16 protein-coding genes and 1 pseudogene are annotated in these 21,953 nt (G+C 70.8%); 13 read left to right on the forward strand and 4 right to left on the reverse strand.

Translation table 11 applies throughout. The annotated features are described in order from the left end of the window. Positions 1 to 186 precede the first annotated feature (186 nt). Positions 187 to 366 (forward strand): DUF6480 family protein, encoded by a 180-nt coding sequence (locus tag ACF09E_RS09040; protein ID WP_361860010.1) that lies wholly within the window; start codon positions 187 to 189, stop codon positions 364 to 366. A 176-nt stretch (positions 367 to 542) separates the two neighbouring features. Continuing rightward, a complete protein-coding gene (locus ACF09E_RS09045) occupies positions 543 to 2,042 on the forward strand; it encodes a cryptochrome/photolyase family protein (protein WP_392204547.1) in 1,500 nt (499 codons plus the stop codon). Between the two features lie 62 nt (positions 2,043 to 2,104). Here ACF09E_RS09045 and ACF09E_RS09050 read toward each other — a convergent pair whose 3' ends face one another. From ACF09E_RS09050 to ACF09E_RS09060, 3 genes and pseudogenes are all read right to left on the reverse strand, one after another. Beyond that, positions 2,105 to 4,174 carry a SpoIIE family protein phosphatase gene (locus ACF09E_RS09050; RefSeq protein ID WP_392204548.1) on the reverse strand — a complete coding sequence of 690 codons (2,070 nt, stop codon included), beginning with the start codon at positions 4,172 to 4,174 and terminating at the stop codon, positions 2,105 to 2,107. Between the two features lie 121 nt (positions 4,175 to 4,295). Then, a pseudogene (locus ACF09E_RS09055) lies at positions 4,296 to 4,466 on the reverse strand (pirin family protein); the annotation flags it as partial. A 322-nt stretch (positions 4,467 to 4,788) separates the two neighbouring features. Next, the gene (locus ACF09E_RS09060; RefSeq protein WP_391165348.1) at positions 4,789 to 6,024 is read right to left on the reverse strand and encodes a helix-turn-helix domain-containing protein; all 1,236 of its coding nucleotides are present in this window, start codon (positions 6,022 to 6,024) and stop codon (positions 4,789 to 4,791) included. Between the two features lie 750 nt (positions 6,025 to 6,774). Here ACF09E_RS09060 and ACF09E_RS09065 point away from each other — a divergent pair. Beyond that, positions 6,775 to 7,377 carry a helix-turn-helix domain-containing protein gene (locus ACF09E_RS09065; RefSeq protein ID WP_392204549.1) on the forward strand — a complete coding sequence of 201 codons (603 nt, stop codon included), beginning with the start codon at positions 6,775 to 6,777 and terminating at the stop codon, positions 7,375 to 7,377. Here the strand turns inward: ACF09E_RS09065 and ACF09E_RS09070 are convergent. Continuing rightward, positions 7,374 to 8,822, reverse strand: coding sequence for an APC family permease (locus tag ACF09E_RS09070; RefSeq protein ID WP_392204550.1), 1,449 nt, complete (start codon positions 8,820 to 8,822; stop codon positions 7,374 to 7,376). The two genes, ACF09E_RS09065 and ACF09E_RS09070, sit on opposite strands and share 4 nt — an antisense overlap. A 612-nt stretch (positions 8,823 to 9,434) precedes the next feature. On the opposite strand from ACF09E_RS09070, the gene ACF09E_RS09075 reads away from it, so the two are divergent. From ACF09E_RS09075 to ACF09E_RS09120, 10 genes are all read left to right on the forward strand, one after another. Further along, positions 9,435 to 10,970, forward strand: coding sequence for a flavin-containing monooxygenase (locus tag ACF09E_RS09075; RefSeq protein ID WP_392204551.1), 1,536 nt, complete (start codon positions 9,435 to 9,437; stop codon positions 10,968 to 10,970). After that, complete coding sequence (locus ACF09E_RS09080) at positions 10,963 to 11,898, forward strand: alpha/beta fold hydrolase (RefSeq protein ID WP_392204552.1); 936 nt, start codon at positions 10,963 to 10,965, stop codon at positions 11,896 to 11,898. Before ACF09E_RS09075 ends, ACF09E_RS09080 begins: the two co-directional genes overlap by 8 nt. Then, complete coding sequence (locus ACF09E_RS09085) at positions 11,882 to 13,276, forward strand: flavin monoamine oxidase family protein (RefSeq protein ID WP_392204553.1); 1,395 nt, start codon at positions 11,882 to 11,884, stop codon at positions 13,274 to 13,276. The genes ACF09E_RS09080 and ACF09E_RS09085 overlap by 17 nt, the downstream gene beginning before the upstream one ends. After that, entirely contained in the window at positions 13,273 to 13,977 is a 705-nt protein-coding gene (locus ACF09E_RS09090; RefSeq protein ID WP_392204554.1) for a transporter, read from the forward strand. The genes ACF09E_RS09085 and ACF09E_RS09090 overlap by 4 nt, the downstream gene beginning before the upstream one ends. A 26-nt stretch (positions 13,978 to 14,003) precedes the next feature. Next, a complete protein-coding gene (locus ACF09E_RS09095; RefSeq protein ID WP_392204555.1) occupies positions 14,004 to 15,362 on the forward strand; it encodes an NAD-dependent succinate-semialdehyde dehydrogenase in 1,359 nt (452 codons plus the stop codon). A gap of 29 nt (positions 15,363 to 15,391) precedes the next feature. Next, positions 15,392 to 16,507 carry a zinc-binding dehydrogenase gene (locus tag ACF09E_RS09100; RefSeq protein ID WP_391165356.1) on the forward strand — a complete coding sequence of 372 codons (1,116 nt, stop codon included), beginning with the start codon at positions 15,392 to 15,394 and terminating at the stop codon, positions 16,505 to 16,507. 17 nt (positions 16,508 to 16,524) lie between these two features. Beyond that, the gene (locus ACF09E_RS09105) at positions 16,525 to 17,781 is read left to right on the forward strand and encodes an aspartate aminotransferase family protein (RefSeq protein WP_392204556.1); all 1,257 of its coding nucleotides are present in this window, start codon (positions 16,525 to 16,527) and stop codon (positions 17,779 to 17,781) included. Positions 17,782 to 17,881: 100 nt separating this feature from the next. Continuing rightward, positions 17,882 to 19,438, forward strand: coding sequence for a long-chain fatty acid--CoA ligase (locus tag ACF09E_RS09110; protein WP_392204557.1), 1,557 nt, complete (start codon positions 17,882 to 17,884; stop codon positions 19,436 to 19,438). A gap of 42 nt (positions 19,439 to 19,480) precedes the next feature. Next, the gene (locus ACF09E_RS09115; RefSeq protein WP_392204558.1) at positions 19,481 to 21,160 is read left to right on the forward strand and encodes a class I adenylate-forming enzyme family protein; all 1,680 of its coding nucleotides are present in this window, start codon (positions 19,481 to 19,483) and stop codon (positions 21,158 to 21,160) included. 3 nt (positions 21,161 to 21,163) lie between these two features. Further along, the gene (locus tag ACF09E_RS09120) at positions 21,164 to 21,946 is read left to right on the forward strand and encodes a glucose 1-dehydrogenase (protein WP_391165360.1); all 783 of its coding nucleotides are present in this window, start codon (positions 21,164 to 21,166) and stop codon (positions 21,944 to 21,946) included. Positions 21,947 to 21,953 lie beyond the last annotated feature (7 nt).

Genomic DNA, 21,953 nt, shown 5'->3' on the forward strand with positions numbered 1-21,953 from the left:
CGGGCACTCGTCCCAGCGTGTACCCACAATCCCCAGGTCACCACCTGTGACTTTGCCGGGCGGCCCGGGGCCGCCCGGCAGGGCCGGGCTTCGACGCACGAACGACGCGCGTGGCAGGCATCCGCCGATCGAGGGACGGTGGAGACCCGGCGGCGCAACGCCGTCCCGTACCCCCTGGGAGAGGCCATGACCCAGCCGCTCGTACCGCCCCAGGAGACCCCGCCCGCGGAGGGGTCCACGTCCTCGGCCCACCAGGAGCGCGCCGACGGCGGCGTCTGGGAGCACCCGACGGTGTGGCTCGCGCTGATCGCCGCGGGCGCCGTCCTCGGAGGGCTGTTCTTCCTCTTCCGGTTCCTCTCCTTCTGAGCCGCGGTCCGCCGCCGGCCGGCATCGCGCCGGTCGCCGGCCGTTCCGGAGCCGTACGCGGCAGCGCCCCGGCGGCGGATCGTCCGCGGGACCCCGCATCCGCGGGGCACCCGCGCGCCGAAGACGTGTCGGGGCGCCAGGAGGCGCCGCACGGCGACCGAGCGGATCGAGACGGCATGACCCGTACGCACTGGCTCTTCGGGGACCAACTGGGGCCGGCGTTCCTCGGCGCGGGGGACGGCGAGGGCCCGTCGCGCGAGGCCCCCGTGGTGATGATCGAGTCCCGGGCGGTCTTCCGCAGGCGCCGTTTCCACCGCGCGAAGGCGCACCTGATCCTCTCGGCGATGCGGCACCGCGCCGCGGAACTGGGCGACCGGGTGACGTACGTGCGGGCCGACACCTACCGGGAGGGGCTCGCGGCGGTCGGCCGGGGCCCGGTGACGGTGCACCATCCGACCTCGCGGGCGGCGCTGGCCCTCGTGCGCTCCCTGGACGACGTCACGGTCCTCCCGCCGCGCGGGTTCCTCGTCGGCCAGGACGACTTCCGGGCCTGGGCCGACGGGCAGCGCGGACTGCGGATGGAGTCCTTCTACCGGCACGTCCGCCGCGACCACGACCTCCTGATGGACGGCGGGAGCCCGGCGGGCGGCACGTGGAACCTGGACCACGAGAACCGGGAGCCGCCGCCGCGGGGACGGCGGACCCTCGGGGCCCCCGCCCCGTACAAGCCGCGGGAGAGCGACGTCGACGAGGAGGTCCGCCACGACCTCGACCGCTGGGAGCGGGACGGGGACGTCTCCTTCGTGGGCCGCGACGGGCCACGGCGGTTCCCCGCCTCCCGCCGGGAGGCCCGGACCGCCCTCAAGCGCTTCCTGAGCGAGCGGCTGGAGGGGTTCGGCGCGCACGAGGACGCGATGCTCGCCGGCGACGGCGTGATGAGCCACAGCCTCCTGTCCTCCTCGCTGAACCTGGGGCTGCTCGACCCGGCCGAGTGCGTGGAGAGTGCCGAGGCGGCCTGGCGGGCCGGCGAGGCGCCGCTGAACTCGGTCGAGGGCTTCGTGCGGCAGGTCGCCGGCTGGCGCGAGTACGTCTGGCACCTCTACTGGTACTTCGGCGAGGACTACCGGTCGTCGAACGAGCTGGGCCACACCGCCGCCCTGCCCGACTGGTGGAACGAGCTCGACGCGGACGCCGTGTCGGCCCGGTGCCTGGCCACGGTGCTGCGCCAGGTCCGGGACACCGGGTGGACCCACCACATCCCGCGCCTCATGGTGCTGGGGAGCCACGCCCTCCAGCGGGGCTGGGATCCGGCCGCCGTGACGGACTGGTTCCACCGCTGCTTCGTCGACGGCTACGACTGGGTGATGCTCCCCAACGTCGTGGGCATGTCGCAGTACGCGGACGGCGGCCGGATGACCACGAAGCCGTACACCTCGGGCGGCGCCTACATCGACCGCATGAGCGACCTGTGCGGGCCGTGCCGCTACCGCCCGGACCGGCGGGTCGGGGAGGACGCCTGCCCGTTCACCGCGGGCTACTGGAACTTCCTGCACCGGCACCGCGGCACGCTGGAGCACAACGCCCGGATCTCCCGCGCGGTGCACGGCCTGGACCGCCTCAAGGACCTGTCGGCCCTGCTGGATCAGGAGCGGGAGCGGGGCGAGGGCCCGCCGTGAGCCGTCCGTGAAGCGCCGCCCGTGAGTACGGTGTGCCCGCCGCGGGCCGGTGCCCGCGCGGCTCAGGTCGCGGTGCCGACCCGGGCGGCGAGCAGCGCGATGTCGTCGTCCGCGGAGGCCGGCACCAGGTGGGTGAGCAGCCGGTCGCAGAGGGCGGGCAGGGACGGCACGGGTGCGGCGAGCAGATCGGTCAGTTCGGTGAGGCGGGCGTCGATGTCGCTGCTCCGGGACTCGACGAGGCCGTCGGTGTAGAGGACGAGGACGCTGCCGAGGGGCAGCACGACCTCGGTGGTCGCGTAGTCGACCCCGCCGACGCCCAGGGGCAGGCCCGGCGGGACGTCGAGCAGGCGCACGGTGCCGTCGGGGAGGACGGCGGCGGGCGGCGGGTGGCCCGCGCGGGTGATGCCGCAGCGGCCGGTGGCCGGGTCGACGACCACGGAGAGGAAGGTCGCGATCATCGGTTCGGCGAGGTCGCGCAGGGCGGCCTCCAGCTGGTGGAACATCTCGTCGGCGGCGAGGTCGAGGCGGGCGAGGGCCCGTACGGTGGCGGAGAGCCGTCCCATGACCGCGGCGGCCGCGGTGCCGTGCCCCATCACGTCCCCGATGACGAGGACGGCCCTGCCGTCCGTCAGGTCGACGACGTCGTACCAGTCGCCGCCGACCTCGTTCACGTCGCTGGCGGGCAGGTAGCGGTGGGCGACCTCGATCCCCGGCGGCGGGGTGATGTGCTGAGGGAGCATGCTGCGCTGCAGCACGGTGGCCGTGTCGTGCTCGCGGCTGTAGAGGCGCGCATTGTCCACGCAGACCGCCGCGCGGGCGGCCAGTTCGCCGGCGAGGTCGACCTCGTCCTTGGTGAAGGGGCCGACCGGGCGGGTCCGGTAGAAGGTGGCCAGGCCGAGCACCACGCCGCGGGCGAGCAGCGGGGTCATCATGAACGAGTGGACGCCCAGGCGCAGCAGCTCCGCCGGGGTGCCGGAGTGGCCGGCCGCCGGTTCGACGGCCCGCTCGTCGAGCTCGCCGACGACGTAGGCGCGGCGGTCGCCAAGGGCCCGGGCGTACGGCGCGGCGGCCGGGAAGTCGAGCGTGCGGCCCAGCGGGGCGAGGGCGGCCGCGACCGGTGATCCCGTCAGCGGGGCCTTGGCCAGCCGGCGCAGCGTGGCGCCGCCGACGAGGCCCGCGCCGGGTTCGCCGTCGGCGGCCAGGGACTCCAGGACGTCGACGGTGACGACGTCCGCGAGGTCGGGCACCGCCACGTCGGCGAGCTCCTGCGCGGTGCGCTCCAGGTCCAGGCTGGTGCCGATCTTCAGCGTGGCCTCGTTCACCAGGGCGAGGTGGCGGCGGCCCGCCTCGGCCTCCAGCTGCGCCCGCTGCTGGGCGGTGATGTCGATGAGGGTGGCGGCCAGCCCGATGGGGCGTCCGTCGGCGTCCTCCAGGCGGACGTACGAGCCCGACCACACGTGGTCGTGGTCCGGGTCGGCCGGGGTGCGGCCGGTGCGGCGGGAGTCGACGACGGGCCGGCCCTCGTCGAGGGCGCGGCGCATCGAGCGCTCCATGTCGGGGGCGTTGACGTCGGGCAGGATCTCGACGAGGCGGCGTCCGATGTGGGCGGCCTGCGGCAGGCCGTTCATGGCTTCGAGGGCCGGGTTGACGCGGAGGAAGCGCAGCTGGGTGTCGAGGACCGCGATGCCGACCGGGGAGCGGGCGAACAGTCCGTCCCACACGACCGACGAGCCGCGGATCCGGCGGGCGGCCTCCGCCTCCGCGGCGAACACCAGCACCGTCGTGCCGCCGCGGTGCCGGGCGGGCACCGGGGCGGCCCAGATCTCCAGGTCGAGGGGGCGTCCCTCCTTGTGCCAGGCCGTGACCGTTCCGGTGACGCCGTGGCCGGTGGCGGCGCCCTCCCAGAGCGAGCGGCCGAGGCCGCGGTCCGCACCCGGGTGGAGCAGGTCGGCGATGTGCCGGCCGAGCACGTCGTGCGGGGTGTAGCCGAGCAGTTCCTCCGCCGCGTGGTCCCAGCGGACGATCGCGCCGTCCGCGCCGGTGGCCACCACGGCGACCGTCAGGTCCCCGAGCCACCCGCCCGCGTCACGGGCGGCGGCGGTGGTCGCGTCGTCGAAGGGCACCTGTTCCATCGCCACCACGATTCCCGTAGGCCCACACCCCCGGGACGGGCTGCCGTCCTCCTCAGTATGGGGGCGGGCCCACGGTTCGGCTCGCGGACCGCGGGGGGGCGCGCGGAGGGCCCGCCGGAGGTCAGCGCACCCGGCCGCGGGCCTTCAGGTGGGCGGCGGGGACCGGCGGGGCGTCCAGGCGGTCGCCGTCGTAGCCCTTCACCTCGCCGAAGCGGTCGCCGGTCGCCCAGTCCTCGCGGGCCCGGCGGATCTCCTCGTCGGTGCGGCCCACGAAGTTCCACCACATGACGATCAAAACACATAACCGCAGGTCAGACGGGTTAGAAGCCACGAAGGTCAGCAAAAGTCAGCATGCGCGGCCGGATCTGGCCCATGCTGATCGTCTTCGTACGACAATGATGTGGAGAACTCAGTTGGTCGCATCGTAGCCGCAATATCGGGGCCGCCAGCCGCGACTCTCACCCGCGTTCCGGGACAGGCCCTGAACTCGACGGCACGGCGGCGCTCCAGGAGGAGTTGGCTTACCACCTGACCCGGGAGCGCCTTCACGGTCCTGCTCACTCTCCCGCACTCACCTGTGCGGAAGCTCGATACCGTGGCCCCGTGATACGAGCTCAGCTCGGCTCGGTCGCCCCGATGTCGGGCGCGAGGTCCAGGAGCAGGAGTGCCGCCGCCACGTGGGTCGGGTTCTCCTCCACCTTGACGGCCGAGAGCTCGTTGGCGCGTGAGACACGCCGTTCGACGGTGTTGCGGTGCGCGTAGAGGTTGGCGGCCGCCCGGGTGGTATTGAAACCGCACTGCACGTAGGTGAGAAGTGCCTGTCGTAGGGCCGTGTCGGCTTCGGCCAGCGGCCCGAGGGTGTTGATGACGAACCGATGTGCGCCGGCACGGTCCTTCGTGAGGGCGTCGATCAGCTCGACGTCGGCGTAAGGGGTGAATCGCCGGTCGGATCCGAGTCGGATGACCAGCGCCTGTGCCGCGAGGGCGTCCTGGTGGCTGGACCGGAACCCTTCGAGTCCGCGCCCCGGCCTTCCCACCGCCACGCGGACCTCGTCGGCCGTCGCGAGGGCCTTCTCCACGTGGTGAAGGTCCGGGACGGCCTCCCCCGAGAACCAGATCCACCGCGACGTGGTGCTGGCGCGCGCCACCAGTGCGCTCCAGCCGCCGGCGGCGGAACGCCCGGCGGCGATTGCCTCGTCCAGGACATCAGCACGTTGGGGATCGTCGATCCAAAGGACGAGACCCACGTGCCACCGTGCCATCCGATAGCGCAGGCGCCCTTCTGCGAGATCCTCCGCCATCGGTGCCCCGCTGGCGATCAGCTGGATCATCGCGATCCCCTCGGCATCCGTGTTGCCCATCGCCGCGGCGAGGCCGACTTGGCGCAGGGCCGCGACCGAGTCGAGGGCGTACTGCACGAGCGACTGCGCCGTCACGTCCAGGACCCCCACGAGGAGGTCGGGGTCGGCGCAGTCCGCCACGCATTCCTGCAGCCATCGCCGCCAGCCGATCCCCAGGGCCACGCGCCAGGCGACGGCGAAGTCGGGGGCGAGGCCCCGGGAGACGAGATCGTTGATGTACGCCGTGGCCCGCGGGCCGACGTAGGGCTCCACCCGACGCCCCGGATGCTGGACGTTCGCGGTCAGCCATTGGACGAGGTCGGAGCGGTTGAGCGCGCGGTCCTCCTTGATCAGGGATGCGTCCGCGAGGAGGGCGGGATCGTTCTGAGCGACGAGGGAGGGCCTGACGAAGGCATCGACCAGGGCGTCCGTCTCCGTCAGCAGGCGCTGACACAGTGACCTGATCGCGTCAGCGACCTCGCGGGAGGGCGCGGGCCACAGCTCTTCCATGTCTTCAGTGTCCCCTTCGTCGCGAGGAGCCGACGCTCCCGACATGCTGTGTCACGGACAGATACAAGGTCCGCCGACAGCATGGCCGGGGACGGAGACGAGGGCCGTCGGTCCGCCGGCGACACCGAGAGACGTCGGGTCGCCACCACCACGCGGCAGTGGCTGCCGAATCCCGATGTCGCCGTGCGCTCGAATCGAGGGGTCCTTGCCGTGCCCCGCATTGCGGGGGCGGCCCTGCGGTGTCTTCGTGGCCGACGGAACGCGGGTGTCGATATCCGCATGCCTCCGACGCTCAGCTCGCGAGGGGCGCGCGTCACTGGCCGATGGTTACGGGTGTACAGGCTCGCAGCCCTGGCACGGTCGGCGTCCTCCTTCTCTGCGGACTTGGAAGCGGATGCATAATGCCCCACGCCCGCCGCGGCAACGCGGATCCCGCTTTCGTCCGCCTCCGGGTCGCCAAGATCGCCGTCCGCCACCTCGGCGGGCAGAGCCGGGTCTTCGAACACGACCGTGCGCATGGGTCTCCAAGGGTCGGGGAGGAGTTTAGTACCACTAAACGGCGGCAGGTTTATCACGCCGTCGATGGCGTCACAAGGTGTTCGGCACCGCCGCCCCTCTGGAGCGGCACACCAGGTTGCCCACAACGGGCATGCCTTAGCCTCAGGTCACGGAGGGGCCCGTCCAGGTCGGCTTGTCACCCGACGGGCACACGACCTCGGCCTCGGGACGGGCGGTGAGTACACGATGTCCATGAACGACGACAGGAGAGCAGGCGGAGGGGCCAGGGGCTCCGCCGCCCTCGAAGCGTCCGCGGGCGCGCAGCTGAGGAAGATCAGGCTCAGCCGCGGGTTGTCGTTGACGGAGGCGGCGCAGCAGGCAGAGGTCACCAAGGGCTTTCTGAGCCAGCTGGAACGTGGGCTCACCAGCGTGTCCGTTCCGACGTTGCTGCGCGTCTGCGAGGTGCTGCAGATCGGAGTCGGCGAGCTGTTCGCGTACCCCGACGAGCAGGTCGTGGAGGGCGGACGCCGGATCGACATGGGGGGTGAGGGCGTGACCGAGTACCTGCTCACGCCCGCCGACACCACGGCGTTCCAGGTCTTCCGTTCCGTGATCGAACCGGGCGGGGGCACCGGAGGTCCCTATCGGCTCGACACCACCACGATCTTCGCAATGGGGCTGAGCGGTTCGACCCGTCTGATCGTCGGGGGCGAGACCCGGATGCTGTCGGCCGGCGTGTCCACCTCGTTCTCCGGTCGGACGCTCCACCAGTTCGACAATCCGGGTACTACGGCGAGCGAGGTCCTCTGGGTCCTGTCACCTCCCCTGTTGCGCGCCGCGCGAGGCCCCGCCTAGAGCCGCTCGTAGACGGCCGGCCGGCGCGCCCGCAGGACGAGGGCCTGCACCGCGCCGGTCACGGCCGAGAGGACGACGAACCCGCCGATGACCCAGGCGCCCCCGACGGTACCGACGAGGATCGGGAAGTTGGCGACCATCAGGCAGACCACGCAGGCCAGGCCGAGGAAGGCCACGCCCGGGGCCACGACCGTGCGCCACACCGACTGCCGCTCGTCGGCGCGCCGGAAGAAGCCGATGACCGCGAGGCTGGTGGCCGCCATCAGCAGGACGATGCCGAGGGTGGCGGCGCCGGAGAACCAGGTGTAGAGGTCCCCGATCGGGTCGAGGCCGAGCGTGGCGACGACGAGCGTGATGACGAACGCGACCGTGGAGGCGACGGCCGAGGACGCCGACGGCGCGCGGTGCCGGGGGTGCACGACGCCCAGCGGCGCCGGAAGCACGCCGGCACGGGACAGCGCGAACTGGTAGCGCGTCACGACGTTGTGGAAGGCGAGCACGCAAGCGAACTGACTGGTGGCCAGGAGCACCTGCATCACGTCGGCCCAGACGGACCCGACGTAGCTCTGCGCCAGCCCGAGGACCAGCCCCTCGGGGTCGGCAGTCGCGGCGCCGGTCACCGCGTCGACGCCGACGCCCACCACGATCGCCCACACGGTGAACGAGTAGAAGACCCCGATCACCAGGATCGCGATGTACGTCGCCCGCGGGACAGTGGCGTCGGGGTCCTTCGCCTCGTTGCGGAACACGGCCGTCGCCTCGAAGCCGATGAACCCGAAGATGGCGAACATGACGCCGAGGCCCAGGGAGCCGGTCCCCACGATCGAGGGCAGCAACGGTTCGGCCGTCAGGCCGTGGGCGCCGCCGTGGCCCACGATGCCGAAGTCCATGACCAGGAGCAGCACGGATTCCAGTACCAGCACGGCGCCGAGCACCTTGGCGCTCAGCTCGATGTCGCGATAACCGAGGAAGGCGATGACGCCCAGCGAGACGAGCGCCCACGCCCACCACGGAGAGGCGACGTCGGCGTACCGCTCGATGACGTTGCTCGTCGCGACGCCGACATAGGCGTTCACCCCGACGAGAAGCAGCGTGTACGAGAAGAGCGCGAGGGTCGCGGCCGAAAGGCCCGGTACGCGGCCCAGCCCCGCCTGGACGTAGGCGTAGAAGGCGCCCGCGTTGCGCACCCGCCCGGCCATCAACGTGAAGCCGACCGCGAAGATCAGCAGCATCACCGTGGACAGCGCGAAGTACAGCGGCATCCCCGGACTGCCGCTCACGGCGAAGGCGAGCGGCACCCCGCCGGCCACAAGGCCGAGCGGCGCCGCAGCGGCGACGACCATGAACACGATCTGCGACACGCCGAGCCCGCGGTTGAGCGGGTTCTCCGATCCTGTTTCACCGCCGGACCCTTGGACGTGCTCTGTCTTGGAGAGGTCGGTCATCGAGACCACCTTTCGGCTCACGGGCCGACGCCGGCTCGTGATGGATGGATGAATGAGTACGTGAGGCGGTACGCCCACGGGGAGCGAACCGGAGCGGCTCCCGCTCAGCGGGGTGAGGAGATCCGGTCCTGCCTCACCGGCTCAGCCCTGGGAAGACGGGGACTCGAGTGAGACCCGGATCGCTCGTTGCTTTCTCTCGGCAGCGACCGCATGAGTGACGGCCGTGATCCGCCCCGGCTCGATACGCACGTGGCTCCCGGCGCGCGGCGAGGTCGCGACGACAGTGGGTTCGACCTCTGCGCGCGACAGCAGCGGGGTGTTTAGGAGCACTAAACACCGGGGGCAAACCTCTATCACGCCGGTCTTACCGCCGCAATGGCTGTGGCCAGGCCGACCGCTACGCAGACACCGACGGCCCCCGCCCTCAGAAGGGCCGAGCACGACCTCGGTCGAGGTCGCGGGCCAGGCGCCGGCCACCGTATGGGCACAGCGGCGCGACCCGCCTGTGCATCGTGCACCAGCGCCAGACGAAGCAGGTGCTCGCTGTCGTTCTCACCACGGCCGCAGCTGGCGACAGTGAAGCAACCGCCACAGGAACAGCGAGGAAACGCCATGACAGCTGAGGTGTTGGACGCCGTCGAGGAGTTCGACGTGGTGATCATCGGAGCAGGGATCTCCGGGATCGGCGCGGCCACCTATTTCAGCCGAGAGCTGCCCGACAAGTCGCTCGTCGTTCTGGAAGCACGCGACGACATCGGGGGCACTTGGGACCTGTTCCGCTATCCCGGCATCCGCTCGGACTCCGACCTGCACACGTTCGGTTACGAGTTCAAAGCCTGGCGCCACGAAGCCGCGATCGCCGACGCCCCCCTCATCAAGGAGTACCTCCAGGAAACGGTCGGGGAGAACAGCCTGGAGCGCATCCTCAGGCTCCGCCACCGGGTCGTCCGCTCGGAGTGGTCCTCGACGGACTCGAAGTGGACCCTCACCGTCCAGACGTCGGACGCCGCCACGGGAACGACCCGGACCAAGACGATCCGGGCGGGATGGGTCTTCGCCGCCACCGGCTACTACCGGTACGACGAGGGATTCTCCCCGGAGTTCCCGGGACGGGACGACTTCGAGGGCCGGATCGTCCACCCGCAGCACTGGCCCGAGGACCTCGACTACAGCGGGAAGAAGGTCGTCGTCATCGGCAGCGGCGCGACCGCGATCACGCTGGTGCCGAACATGGCCACCGGGGCGGGCGCCGCCCAGCACGTGACGATGCTGCAGCGCACCCCCACCTATGTCATGGCGCTCCCCCGCGTCGACAAGGTCGCCCTGGCGCTCACGAAGCTGCTCGGAGAAGAGCGCGGGTACGCCGTGACGCGGTTCAAGAACATCTGGGCCGACCGCGCCGTCGTCAAGGGCCTGCGGACCTTCCCCAAGGCCGGGCGGGCGCTGATCCGGCGCGAGAACATCAAGCGCCTCCCCAAGGGATTCGACGTCGACAAGCACTTCAACCCGCCGTACGACCCGTGGGACCAGCGGCTGTGCCTGGCACCGGACGGCGACTTCTTCGACGCCATCAAGGAAGGAAAGGCCTCCGTCGTCACCGACGCCGTGGCGAGGTTCAGCAAGCGCGGGATCGTCCTGGCGTCGGGCGAGGAACTGGAAGCCGACGTCATCGTCACCGCGACGGGCCTGAACCTGCAGCTCTTCGACGGCATGCCCATCGTGGTCGACGGGCGCCAGATCGACATCGCGGACGCGCTCTGTTACCGCGGAATGCTGCTGAGCGGGATGCCGAACTGGGCGATGGCGATCGGGTACACCACCTCGTCCTGGACGCTCAAGGTGAGCCTGATGTGCCGCTACTTCATCGACCTGGTCAAGCACATGGACACCCGCGGATACGACACGGTGGTTCCGGTCGCGCCCTCGGGGACGAAGCGGAAGCCCGTCATGGACCTCCAGGCCGGGTACGCCAAGCGCGGCGAGAAGCTCATGCCCAAGCAGGGTCTCGAGAAGCCCTGGCGGATGGCGATGTCCTACCCCGAGGACGCCAAGGCCCTTCGCGGCCCGGTGGCCGACGAGCACCTCGAGTTCGGCTCCCGCCGGGCGGCCGCGCAGTCATCCGACCGGCGGCGAGCCACCCATGCCTGAGACGAGCGGCACCGAGAGCGTCGACCAGTACGCGACCCTGCCGTCCGAGATGACGATCTGCTTCCGGGACCACGGCGACAAGGCAGACCCCGCGATGCTGCTCATCGCGGGACTGGGCGAGGACCTCACCTTCTGGACCGACTCGTTCGTCGCCTCACTCGTCGCCCGCGGCTTCCGGGTCGTCGCGATCGACAACCGCGACGTCGGCCAGTCGACGTTCGTCGCGACTCCTCCTCCCGGGCTCTGGCGCCAGATCGCCGCGCGCCCGCGCGGCGACGCGTACACGCTGGCCGACATGGCCCAGGACGGCATCGGCGTCCTCGACCACCTCGGGATCTCGCGGGTGCACCTGTTGGGGCGGTCGATGGGCGGGATGATCGCGCAGACGATCGCGGCCACGGCGCCCGAGCGCGTGCTGTCGCTGACCTCGCTCTACTCGACCACCGGAGCGAAGAAGGTGGGCCGGCCGGCACTGTCGACGATCCGGCTCCTCGCCGCCCCGCCTGCGCGGAACAGGACCGCGGCGGTCCGTGCTCACCTGCGACTCACCCGGCACGTCGCGGGAACGGACCATCCCATCGACGACGCGGCCGAGGCCGCCATCGCGGCTCGTGGGTGGGACCGCAGCGCCGGTGAGCCGGCGGCCGGTACGGCGCGCCAGATCCAGGCGATCCAGCGCTCCGGAGACCGGACGGCCGAGCTGCGCAGGATCACGGCCCCGACCCTGGTCATCAACGGCGACCGGGACCCGCTGGTCGACCCGAGCGGTGGCGCCGCGACCGTCCGGGCGATCCGCTCGGCGCAGCACGTGGTCATCCCCGGCATGGGACACCACATCCCCGAGGCCCTCGTCGACCCCATCACGACCTATGTCTCGCAGCACGCGAACCGCGTGGGTGAAGGAGGAAGCCATGTCCGGATCTCGTGAACCGCGCTCCAAGGACACCACGGTCGACGCCGTGGTCGTCGGTGCCGGTTTCGCCGGTCTGAGCGCTGCCGAGCGGCTGGTGAGCACGGGACGGTCCGTCGTGGTCGTGGAGGGCCGCGACCGAGTCGGAGGACGTTCGCTGTCCGGCGAGGTGGCGGGCGTGAAGGTCGACCTCGGAGCGACGTGGGTGGCACGGCGCCACACCGCCGTCCGGGATCTGGCGAGCCGGATGGGGTGTACCACGACCGACCAGTTCGCCCAGGGCCGCAACGTGCTGTGGATGACGGGTCGGCGTCGCACCTACAGCGGCACCATCCCCAAGGTCTCCCCCTTGGCCCTGGTGGACATGGCCCGCATGCAGACGGCGGTGAACAAGCTGGTCGCGACCATCGACGTCGACGCCGCCTGGGAGACGCCCGGGGCCGGCCGGCTCGACGCCATCTCGTTCGGCGAATGGCTCGACCGGAAGAACGCGCTGCCCAGCACCCGTGCGCTGATGACCGTCATCAGCAAGGTGCAGTGGGGGTGCACCCCGGGTGACGTCTCCTTGCTGCACGCCCTGCGCTACATCCGCTCGGCGGGCGGACTCGACCACATGCTGGACGTCGAGGGCGGACAGCAGCAGGACCGGATCGTCGAGACCACCCAGGAGATCGCCAAGCGGGTGGCGGAGCGGCTCGGCGACCGCGTGCGCCTGGAGACACCGGTGCGCCGCATCACGCAGAACGACGACGGCGTCACCGTCCGCACCGATTCCGGCGAGATCCACGCCCGGTACGCGATCGTCACGGCCTCACCGGCGCACCGCGCCGCCATCGAGTTCGAGCCCGCCCTGCCCGAGCGGAGCGAGGGGCTCACGCGAACCTGGCGCATGGGCGTGCTGAGCAAGGCCTTCGTGGCCTACGAGAAGCCGTTCTGGCGGGCCGATGGGTTCTCCGGTGAGGCCGTGACCGACACCGGAACCGTCTTCATCACCTTCGACGTGTCCCCCGCCCCCGGCGGACCGGGCGTCCTGATGGCCTTCTGCGATCCGCGCGTCTTCGACGGCTTCGACCCCGAGACCCGGCGCGACCGGGTCGTCCAGCAGCTCGCCGACCTCTACGGTCCGCAGGCCCGCACCCCGATCGACTACGTGGACCACTGCTGGGGAGCGGAGCCCTTCGCCCCGGGCGGCCCCAATCCCGCCGTCGCCCCCTACGCGACCACGAGCTTCGGCAAGGCGCTGTCCGAGCCCCACGGGCGCGTCCACTGGGCCGGCAGCGAGACCGCCGGGGAATGGGCCGGCACCATGAACGGCGCGGTTCTGACCGGCCAGCGCACCGCCGAGAGCATCCTCACCCTCCTGTCCCGCGACGTCCGAGAGGGGGCGTCGCGATGAAGGAGACGCTGTTCCTGCTCGCCGACCTGTGGATGATCTTCGCCGGCTACTTCTACGGCTGGAAGTTCATCCGCCGGTACGGCAACTACCTCCTCGGTATCGAGTGGATGGTCGTCGCCACATCGGGCACCAACTTCCTGCTCTGGTCACTGTCCGGAGCCGACACCGGCAGCATCCTGTACGACCTGGCGTACTTCCTCGACGCCTTCTCCAGGTCGGTCGGCATCACGCTCATCCTGATCATGGGTCTGATGAAGGTCACCCACCGCTACAAGCCGAGCCGCGGCGTCGACGTCGCCGTGTTCGGAGTCGCGATCGTGGCCGGCCTCTTCCTCCGGCAGTTCCACGGCGCGGACCTGCACACCGACCGCGCCGCGTTCTGGGTCGCCGTCTTCTACGTGGCCACCAACCTCCTCACGGCGGCCTTCCTCGGGTACTTCGCCAAGCGGCTCTGGAACGCGGGCGCGAAGCGGCCGGCGATCTGGACGGGCCTGGTCACGGCCGCCGGAACGGCCATCGCGTTGACCTACGACTTCTTCCCCCTGCCGTTCGACGACGCGAACCGCACGATCTTCTACACCGCCGCACTGGCGACGTGGGGCACCCAGGGATTCGTCTACTTCCGTGCCTACCGCGCGCTGCACGACCACAACGCGGCCTTGGACACGAACCGGGCCCGCACCACCGGAACCCTCGCATGAACCCCGAAAACGAAGAAGGAGTCAGCATGGCGAAGAGGCACGTGTACGCGGTGGTCGACCCTGCCAGCGGCAAGCTGGTCAAGGAGTACCCGACCGCGACGGACGAGGTCGTCGAGGGGGCCGTCGACGCGGCGGCGGAAGCCTACGCGCAGTGGTCGAGGCAGACTTCCGTGGAGCAGCGCGCCCGGCTGTTGAAGACCGTCGCCGCCCTCCACGACGAGCGCAGCGCTCAGCTCGCCGAGATGATCCACCGGGAGATGGGCAAGCCGGTGGACGAGGCCGTCGCGGAGGTCGAGTTCAGCGCTTCGATCTACAGGTACTACGCCGAGAACGCGGAGAAGTTCCTCGCCGACGAACCGATCGAGCTCCTCGAAGGGGAGGGCACCGCCTTCGTCCGTCGCCAGCCGGTCGGCGTGCTGCTGGGAATCATGCCCTGGAACTACCCGTACTACCAGGTGGCCCGCTTCGCCGCGCCCAACCTCGCGCTGGGCAACACCATCGTGCTCAAGCACGCGTCGCAGTGTCCGGAGTCGTCCGAGGCCCTCCAGCAGCTGTTCACGGACGCCGGCTTCCCTCAGGGCGCTTACGTCAACGTCCACGCCACCGGCGAGCAGATCGCCCGCGCCATCGCGGACCCCAGGGTGCAGGGCGTCTCCTTCACCGGTTCGGAGCGGGCCGGCGCGGAGGTCGCCGAGAAGGCCGGGCGCAACCTCAAGAAGGTGGTGCTCGAGCTGGGCGGCTCGGACCCCTTCGTCGTGCTGTCGACCGACGACCTCGACGCCACGGTCCAGGCGGCGGTCGAGACGCGGTTCGAGAACACCGGGCAGGCGTGCAACGCCGCGAAGCGCTTCATCGTCGCCGAGGACCTCTACGACGCCTTCCTCGCCACGTTCACCGAGAAGGTGCTCGCCCTGACCGACGGGCTGACGCCGCTCTCCTCGGTCGCCGCAGCCGAGTACCTCGAGGAGCAGGTCGAGCGGGCCGTCGCCGACGGGGCGACCTTCGTCTCCGCGCGACAGCGCGAAGGAGCGTACTTCCCGCCCGGCGTTCTGACCAGCGTCTCGCCGACGTCGGCGTCGGCCGCCGAGGAGCTCTTCGGCCCCGTGGCGACCGTCTACCGCGTCGGATCCGAGGACGAGGCCGTCGAGCTGGCGAACGCAACCCCGTACGGGCTGGGCTCCTACGTGTTCACGACGGACGCCGAGCAGGCGCTGCGCGTCGCCGACAGGATCGAGGCCGGCATGGTCTTCGTCAACGGCGTCGGCCTCGAAGGCGCGGAACTGCCTTTCGGCGGGGTCAAGCAGTCCGGTTTCGGCCGCGAACTGGGGCGGGCCGGAATCGACGAGTTCGCCAACAAGAAGCTCATCCGCACCGCCCGGACGTGATCGCCGCACCGCGCAGAAGGAAAACCGCCATGACCATCGAATTCGACGCCGCCGTCTTCAGGACGCCGAATGAACCACTGACCATCGAACGAGTGAATCTTCCCTCGACGCCTCCGCCCGGCGAGGTGCTGGTGCGGCTCAAGGCGAGCGGAGTGTGCCACAGCGACCTGCACGTGCTCGTGGGCGACTGGGAGGTTCCTTCGCCGATGATCCTCGGTCACGAAGGGGCCGGGATCATCGAAAACGTCGGCGAAGGCGTCACGACGCTGAAGAAGGGCGACCACGTCGTGCTGTCCTGGACTCCTTCGTGTCGCCGCTGCCGCTATTGCATCAGCGGCAGGCCCGTCCTGTGCGACATGGTCAGCCAGCACTCGGCGAACCACCTGTCGTTCGACGGCCGGACCCGGATCACGTCCGCGGACGAGGGCGACGTCTACAGCTTCGCGGGCCTCGGAACCTTCGGCCAGTACACCCTCGTGCCCGAATCGGCCGCGATCGCCATCCGGGACGACGCCCCGTTCCCTCAGTCGGCTCTGGTCGGATGCGCCGTCACCACCGGCGTCGGCGCGGCCGTCAACACCGCAGGCGTGCGGCCGAGCGACACCGTGCTGGTCCTCGGCTGCGGAGGCGTCGGTCTGAACGCGATCCAGGGGGCCCGGCTCGCCGGCGCGCGGAAGATCATCGCCGCGGACGTCTCCGACGAGAAGCTCGAACAGGCACGCGTCTTCGGAGCGACCGACCTGATCAACAACGCCCGCGAGAACTTCGTGGGCAGGGTCTACCAGCTCACCGACGGACGCGGCGTGGAGATCGCCATCGAGGCCATCGGACTGCCCCGCACCATCGAGGCGGCCTACGAGGTCCTGGCCCGGGGCGGCACGGCGGTGGTCGCCGGGCAGGTGGCGGACGGCATGAGGATCTCCATCGACCCCTTCGTCATGTCCGACCAGGAACTGTCGCTCATCGGCTCGAACTACGGATCGAGCAAGCCGGCTTCCGACTTCCCGCTGCTGATCGACCACTACATGAACAACCGCATCGACCTGGACTCCCTCGTGACGAGCGAGGTCGGTCTCCAGGACATCAACGAGGCGTTCGACCAGATGAAGCGCGGCATCGGCATCCGCTCGGTGATCACGTACTGAAAGGCAGGGGCGATCCCATGGCCCTGGAATCATCACGCTCGGCCTTCGAGCGAACCCGCCGCAGCGTCGGCGGAGGAGTGGGGTCGGGCCTGCGCGCCGCGATGCCTCCCCATCCGCTCTTCGTGCGCGAGGCGCGAGGTGCGTACGTCTGGGACCTGGACGGCGACCGGTACATCGACTACGTGATGGCCTGGGGCCCGCTCGTCCTCGGTCACGGCGACCCGCGCGTGGTGTCCGCCGTGACCGAGGTCGCGACGAAGATGCAGGTCGTCGGCACCGGCCACCCGCTGGAGTACCTCGCGGCGGAAGCGGTCCTCGATGCCGTGCCGCACGGCGAGCGACTGCTGTGGAGCAACACGGGGACCGAAGCGGTGCAGGTGGCGCTGCGCCTCGCGCGGGCCGCCACCGGGCGACGCCGCGTCCTCAAGTTCGCCAAGAGCTACCACGGCTGGCACGACACCGTGTACGCCGGGATGTCCGAGGACGACTGCGACCGCCCCGCCACCCCCGGCGGACCGGGACAGTCGGCAAGCGTCCTCGACGACCTGGTCGTGGCGCGCTTCAACGACGTACAGCTGGCCGAGCGCCTGCTGGGCGAGGCCGCCGAGCGCGACATCGCGGCCGTGCTCGTCGACCCGGTGATGAGCAACGCCGGCGTCGAAGCACCCACACCGCAGTTCCTGTCGACGCTGCGGACCCTCTGCGACCGGCACGGCGTCGTCCTCGTCTTCGACGAGGTGATCGCCGGGTTCCGGATCGCACGGGGCGGGGCGGCCGAGAAGTACGGCGTGCTGCCCGACCTGTCCGTCTTCGGGAAGGCGATGGCCGGAGGGTTCACCCAGAGCGCCGTCGTCGGCCGGGCCGACCTGGTCGATCAGGTGACGACCGGCGTCGTGCACGCCGGAACCTTCAACGCCAATCCGATCGCGCTGGCGGCCGTCACGGCGACGATGCGGGCCCTGGCCGATCCCGCGGTCTACGAGCTGCTCGAACGGACCTCGTCCGAGTTCGAAGCGCTCGTCGGCGGCGCTCTCGGTCCGTCCGCCGAGTTCGGCCGCTTCAACCGGGTCGGCTCGCTCCTCCAGTACGTCCCCCCCGGCGGGGCCACCGGGCTGCACGGGACCAGCGGGCTCTGGACCGAGATCCTCGAAGGGATGCTGCGTCAGGGCTTCCTGTTCATGCCGTCCGGCAAGGTCTTCATCAGTACGGCGCACACTACCTCCGACATCGAGGCGACGGCCGAGGCCCTCGACCGGCTGCTGCGGAAGTCGTGACACCCCCGTCACGTCGCGCACAACCCCCACCCGCTCCGAGCCAGGCCGCGTGTTCCGTTCCCCCCGCGGCCTGGCCCGGTCCACTTTCCCGGAAGACACCATGCTGAACCTCTCGGTCCTGCTCGAGGACTCCGCCCGCACGCACCCGGACCGGGACGCCGTCGTCCTCGGCACGACACGCCTCACCTACGCCCAGGTCGACGCCGCCGCCAACCGGGTCGCCAACCTCCTGGTCGACCGCGGCATCTGGCCCGGCGACAAGGTCGCGCTCAGCTGTCCCAACGTGCCCTGGTTCCCGATCGTCTACTACGGGATCCTCAAGGCCGGCGCCGTCGTCGTACCCCTCAACGTCCTGCTCAAGGGCCGGGAGGTCGCCTACCACCTCGCGGACTCGGAGGCGAAGGCGTACTTCTGCTTCGAGGGCGGCGAGGGCCTGCCGATGGGTGCGCAGGGACACGCCGGGTTCACCGAGACCCCGGGCTGCGAGCACTTCTTCCTCATCACCGCCGACCCTGCGGCCGACAGCCCGATCGAGGGCGTCGAAACGATGGGCGCCGCGCTGCAAGGCACCCCGACGACGTTCGACAGCATCGGGACCTCGGGGGACGACCCCGCCGTGCTGCTCTACACGAGCGGGACGACAGGACAGGCGAAGGGCGCCGAACTCAGCCACACCGGCCTCGTCCTCAACGCCCTGGCGTGCAACCGGCTGCTGGAGAACCGGCCCGCCCTGGACACCCACCTGGTCACGCTGCCGCTGTTCCACTCCTTCGGCGCGACCGTGCAGATGAACGCCGGCTTCTCGACGGCGAGCACACTGGTGCTGCTGCCGCGGTTCGACGCCGGGCAGGCGGTGTCCCTGATGCAGCGGGAGGACATCACCTTCTTCGCGGGCGTCCCCACCATGTGGTGGGGCCTGCTGCAGGCGCTCACCGACGACGTCGACGTCGAGAGGATCGCGAGGAACCTGCGCGTCGGTGTCTCCGGCGGCGCCTCGCTCCCCGCGGAACTCATCAAGCAGGTCAGGGAGCGACTGGGCGTCCAGGTCCTGGAGGGCTACGGCCTCTCCGAGACCTCGCCGGTGGTGACCTTCAGCGATCCGGCGCGAGAGCCCCGGCCCGGCTCCATCGGCGTGCCGATCTGGGGCGTGGAGGTCAAGCTCGTCAACTCCGACTGGTCCGAGGTCGAGGACGACGGCACGGGCACCGCCATCGGGGAGATCGCGGTCAGGGGCCACAACGTCATGAAGGGCTACCACGGCCGACCCGAGGCCACCGCCGAAGCCGTCAGGGACGGCTGGTTCCGCACCGGCGACCTGGCCCGCAGGGACAAGGACGGCTTCTACTACATCGTCGACCGGGCGAAGGACCTGATCATCCGCGGTGGCTTCAACGTGTACCCGCGCGAGATCGAGGAGGTCCTGATGACGCACCCGGCGGTCAGCCTGGCCGCGGTCGTCGGCGTGCCCCACGCGAGCCACGGCGAGGAGATCAAGGCGTTCGTCATCCTCGACCGCGGTGCCGAGGCCCGTCCCGACGAGCTGATCGCCTGGGGCAAGGAGCAGATGGCCGGCTACAAGTACCCGCGCATCGTGGAGATCGTGCCGACCCTGCCGATGACGTCCACCGGAAAGATCCTCAAGCGCGAACTCGCGTGACCGGCACGACAGGCGCACGGACATGGGTGGGAAGGACGGCAGATGACAGTGGACGAGGGCCGACGGCGGGAGACGTTCCCCGACGGGTTCGGTACGGGGGCGGATGCGGTTCCCGGCTCGCTCGTGGCGGTCTGGAAGGCACGCGTGGAGAAGAACCCGGAGGGCGCGGCGCTGCGCTACTTCGACGGCGTCCTGTCCGCGCGGGAGGTGGACGCGGCGTCGGACGCCCTGGCCGCCGCGTTCGAGGCGCGCGGGACCGGGCGCGGCGACCGCGTCGGGGTGTACCTGCAGAACGTCCCGCAGTACGCGCTGGTGCTGCTGGCCCTGTGGAAGCTGGGCGCCACGGCACTGGGACTCAATCCGATGTACCGGCGCCAGGAGCTGCGCCGCATCATCGACGATTCCGGGGCGGTCGGGGTCGTCTGTGCGGACGCGGACGTCCACGAGACGCTCGGGACGCTGGCGGGGAGCACGGTGCGCTGGCTGGTCAGCACGTCGGCGCTGGACTACCAGTCGAGGAACGACCCGCGGGTCTTCGCGACGACGGAGCGCCACGCTCCGGCCCCGGACGGCGATCTGACGGCGCTGATCGGTGAGTTCGAGGGCCGCGGTCCCTCGCCCGTGGAGCTGACCCGCGACGACGTCGCGTTCCTGACGTACACCTCGGGAACGACGGGGCCGCCGAAGGGTGCCATGAACACCCACGGCAACGTCCTGGGCGTGGTGGCGACCTGCACGTCGTGGATGGGCGTGCGTGACGGGGACGTCGTGTTCGCCATGGCCCCGCTGTTCCACATCACCGGCGCGGTGGTCAACGCGACGCTCTCCCTGCTCACCGACACCACGCTCGTCCTGACGGGCCGCTTCCACCCCGAGGTCGCCCTGGAGGCCTTCGCCGAACACGCGGTGACCTACACGATCGGCTCCATCACCGCGTACAACGCGATCTACGAGCTGCCGCAGGCCGGACCGGAACACTTCGTCTCGGCGAAAGCCCTGTACTCCGGCGGCGCACCGATCCCGCCGGCCACGGTCGAGCGGTTCCAGGAGCGGTTCGGCGTCTACCTCCACAACGGCTACGGGATGACCGAGACGACGTCCGCCGTCATCGCCGTGCCGCCGGGGGAAAGGGCGCCGGTACACCTGCCGAGCGGGACGCTGTCCATCGGCAGGCCCCTGCCTCACCTCACCGCGCGCGTCGTGGACCTGCACGGTGAGCCGGTGCCGAGCGGGGAGCAGGGCGAACTCGAATTGAGCGGGCCGCAGGTGGTGCCCGGCTACTGGGACAAGCCCGAGGCCACCCGCCGGACCATGCCGGAGGGCCGGCTCCGCACCGGCGACGTCGCCGTCATCGACGAGCAGGGCTGGGTCTATCTGGTGGACCGGCTCAAGGACCAGATCAACGTGTCCGGGTACAAGGTCTGGCCGCGCGAGGTCGAGGACGCCCTGTACGAACACCCGTCGGTGCTCGAGGCCGCGGTCGTCGGACAGCCGGACGCCTACCGCGGCGAGACCGTCGTCGCCTACGTCTCGCTCAAAGCGGGTCTGAACGCCACGGCGGACGAGTTGATCGCCTTCACCCGCGAGCGGCTGGCGGCCTACAAGTGCCCGCGCACGATCCATTTCCTCGCCGACCTGCCCAAGACCCAGAGCGGCAAGATCCGGCGCGCCGAGCTCCGCGGGCTCGACGGCCCGGAACCGGCTTCCCCCTCGAAGGACTGATCCATGAGTGAGAACCACACCGACCAGGGCCGTTTCTCGGGCCGCGTCGCCGTCGTGACCGGAGCGAGCCGGGGCATCGGTCTCGCCGTCGCGGAACGGCTCGTCGCCGAAGGGGCACGCGTGTGCATCACGGCACGCAAGGCAGGACCGCTCGAAGAGGCCGCCGCCGCTCTTCCCGCGGGCAGCGTCGTCACCGTCGCCGGCAAGGCGGACGACCCCGAGCACCGCCGCGAGGTCTTCGACACCGTCGCGCGCGAATTCGGCGGCCTTGACGTCCTGGTGAACAACGCGGGCATCAACCCGGCCTACGGCCCCCTCACCGAGCTGGACCTCGATGTCGCCCGCAAGGTCCTCGAGGTCAACGTCCTCGCCACCCTCGCCTGGGTGCAGGACGCCGTGGCCCACCCGAAGCTCGGTTTCACCGAACGCCGCGGCACCGTCGTGAACCTCTCCTCCGTCACCGGCGACACCCCCTCCCCCGGCATCGGCCTGTACGGCGTGAGCAAGGCGGCGGTGTCCCACCTGACCCGGACCCTGGCCGTCGAACTCGGCCCCGAGATACGTGTCAACGCGGTGGCACCGGCCGTGGTGAAGACACGGTTCGCCGAAGCCCTGTACGAGGGCAGGGAAGCCGAGGTGGCCGCGGACTATCCCCTGGCCCGCCTGGGTGTGCCCGCGGACATCGCCTCCGCCGTGGCGTACCTGGCTTCGGAGGACTCCTCCTGGGTCACCGGCCACGTCCTCACCGTCGACGGTGGCCTCACCGTCGCCGGCGGCACCGCGTAACGACCTC

The organism is Streptomyces sp. NPDC014891 (genome assembly GCF_043081085.1).
Taxonomy (GTDB): Bacteria; Actinomycetota; Actinomycetes; order Streptomycetales; family Streptomycetaceae; genus Streptomyces.

Excerpts from the sequence above, each read along its gene's own strand:
- ACF09E_RS09060 (WP_391165348.1), bottom strand. The coding sequence starts at position 6,024 with ATGGAAGAGCTGTGGCCCGCGCCCTCCCGCGAGGTCGCTGACGCGATC.
- ACF09E_RS09095 (WP_392204555.1), top strand. The coding sequence starts at position 14,004 with ATGGCGAAGAGGCACGTGTACGCGGTGGTCGACCCTGCCAGCGGCAAG.
- ACF09E_RS09085 (WP_392204553.1), top strand. The coding sequence starts at position 11,882 with ATGTCCGGATCTCGTGAACCGCGCTCCAAGGACACCACGGTCGACGCC.
- ACF09E_RS09040 (WP_361860010.1), top strand. The coding sequence starts at position 187 with ATGACCCAGCCGCTCGTACCGCCCCAGGAGACCCCGCCCGCGGAGGGG.
- ACF09E_RS09115 (WP_392204558.1), top strand. The coding sequence starts at position 19,481 with ATGACAGTGGACGAGGGCCGACGGCGGGAGACGTTCCCCGACGGGTTC.
- ACF09E_RS09105 (WP_392204556.1), top strand. The coding sequence starts at position 16,525 with ATGGCCCTGGAATCATCACGCTCGGCCTTCGAGCGAACCCGCCGCAGC.
- ACF09E_RS09065 (WP_392204549.1), top strand. The coding sequence starts at position 6,775 with ATGAACGACGACAGGAGAGCAGGCGGAGGGGCCAGGGGCTCCGCCGCC.
- ACF09E_RS09120 (WP_391165360.1), top strand. The coding sequence starts at position 21,164 with ATGAGTGAGAACCACACCGACCAGGGCCGTTTCTCGGGCCGCGTCGCC.
- ACF09E_RS09110 (WP_392204557.1), top strand. The coding sequence starts at position 17,882 with ATGCTGAACCTCTCGGTCCTGCTCGAGGACTCCGCCCGCACGCACCCG.
- ACF09E_RS09075 (WP_392204551.1), top strand. The coding sequence starts at position 9,435 with ATGACAGCTGAGGTGTTGGACGCCGTCGAGGAGTTCGACGTGGTGATC.
- ACF09E_RS09080 (WP_392204552.1), top strand. The coding sequence starts at position 10,963 with ATGCCTGAGACGAGCGGCACCGAGAGCGTCGACCAGTACGCGACCCTG.
- ACF09E_RS09100 (WP_391165356.1), top strand. The coding sequence starts at position 15,392 with ATGACCATCGAATTCGACGCCGCCGTCTTCAGGACGCCGAATGAACCA.
- ACF09E_RS09050 (WP_392204548.1), bottom strand. The coding sequence starts at position 4,174 with ATGGAACAGGTGCCCTTCGACGACGCGACCACCGCCGCCGCCCGTGAC.
- ACF09E_RS09090 (WP_392204554.1), top strand. The coding sequence starts at position 13,273 with ATGAAGGAGACGCTGTTCCTGCTCGCCGACCTGTGGATGATCTTCGCC.
- ACF09E_RS09045 (WP_392204547.1), top strand. The coding sequence starts at position 543 with ATGACCCGTACGCACTGGCTCTTCGGGGACCAACTGGGGCCGGCGTTC.
- ACF09E_RS09070 (WP_392204550.1), bottom strand. The coding sequence starts at position 8,822 with ATGACCGACCTCTCCAAGACAGAGCACGTCCAAGGGTCCGGCGGTGAA.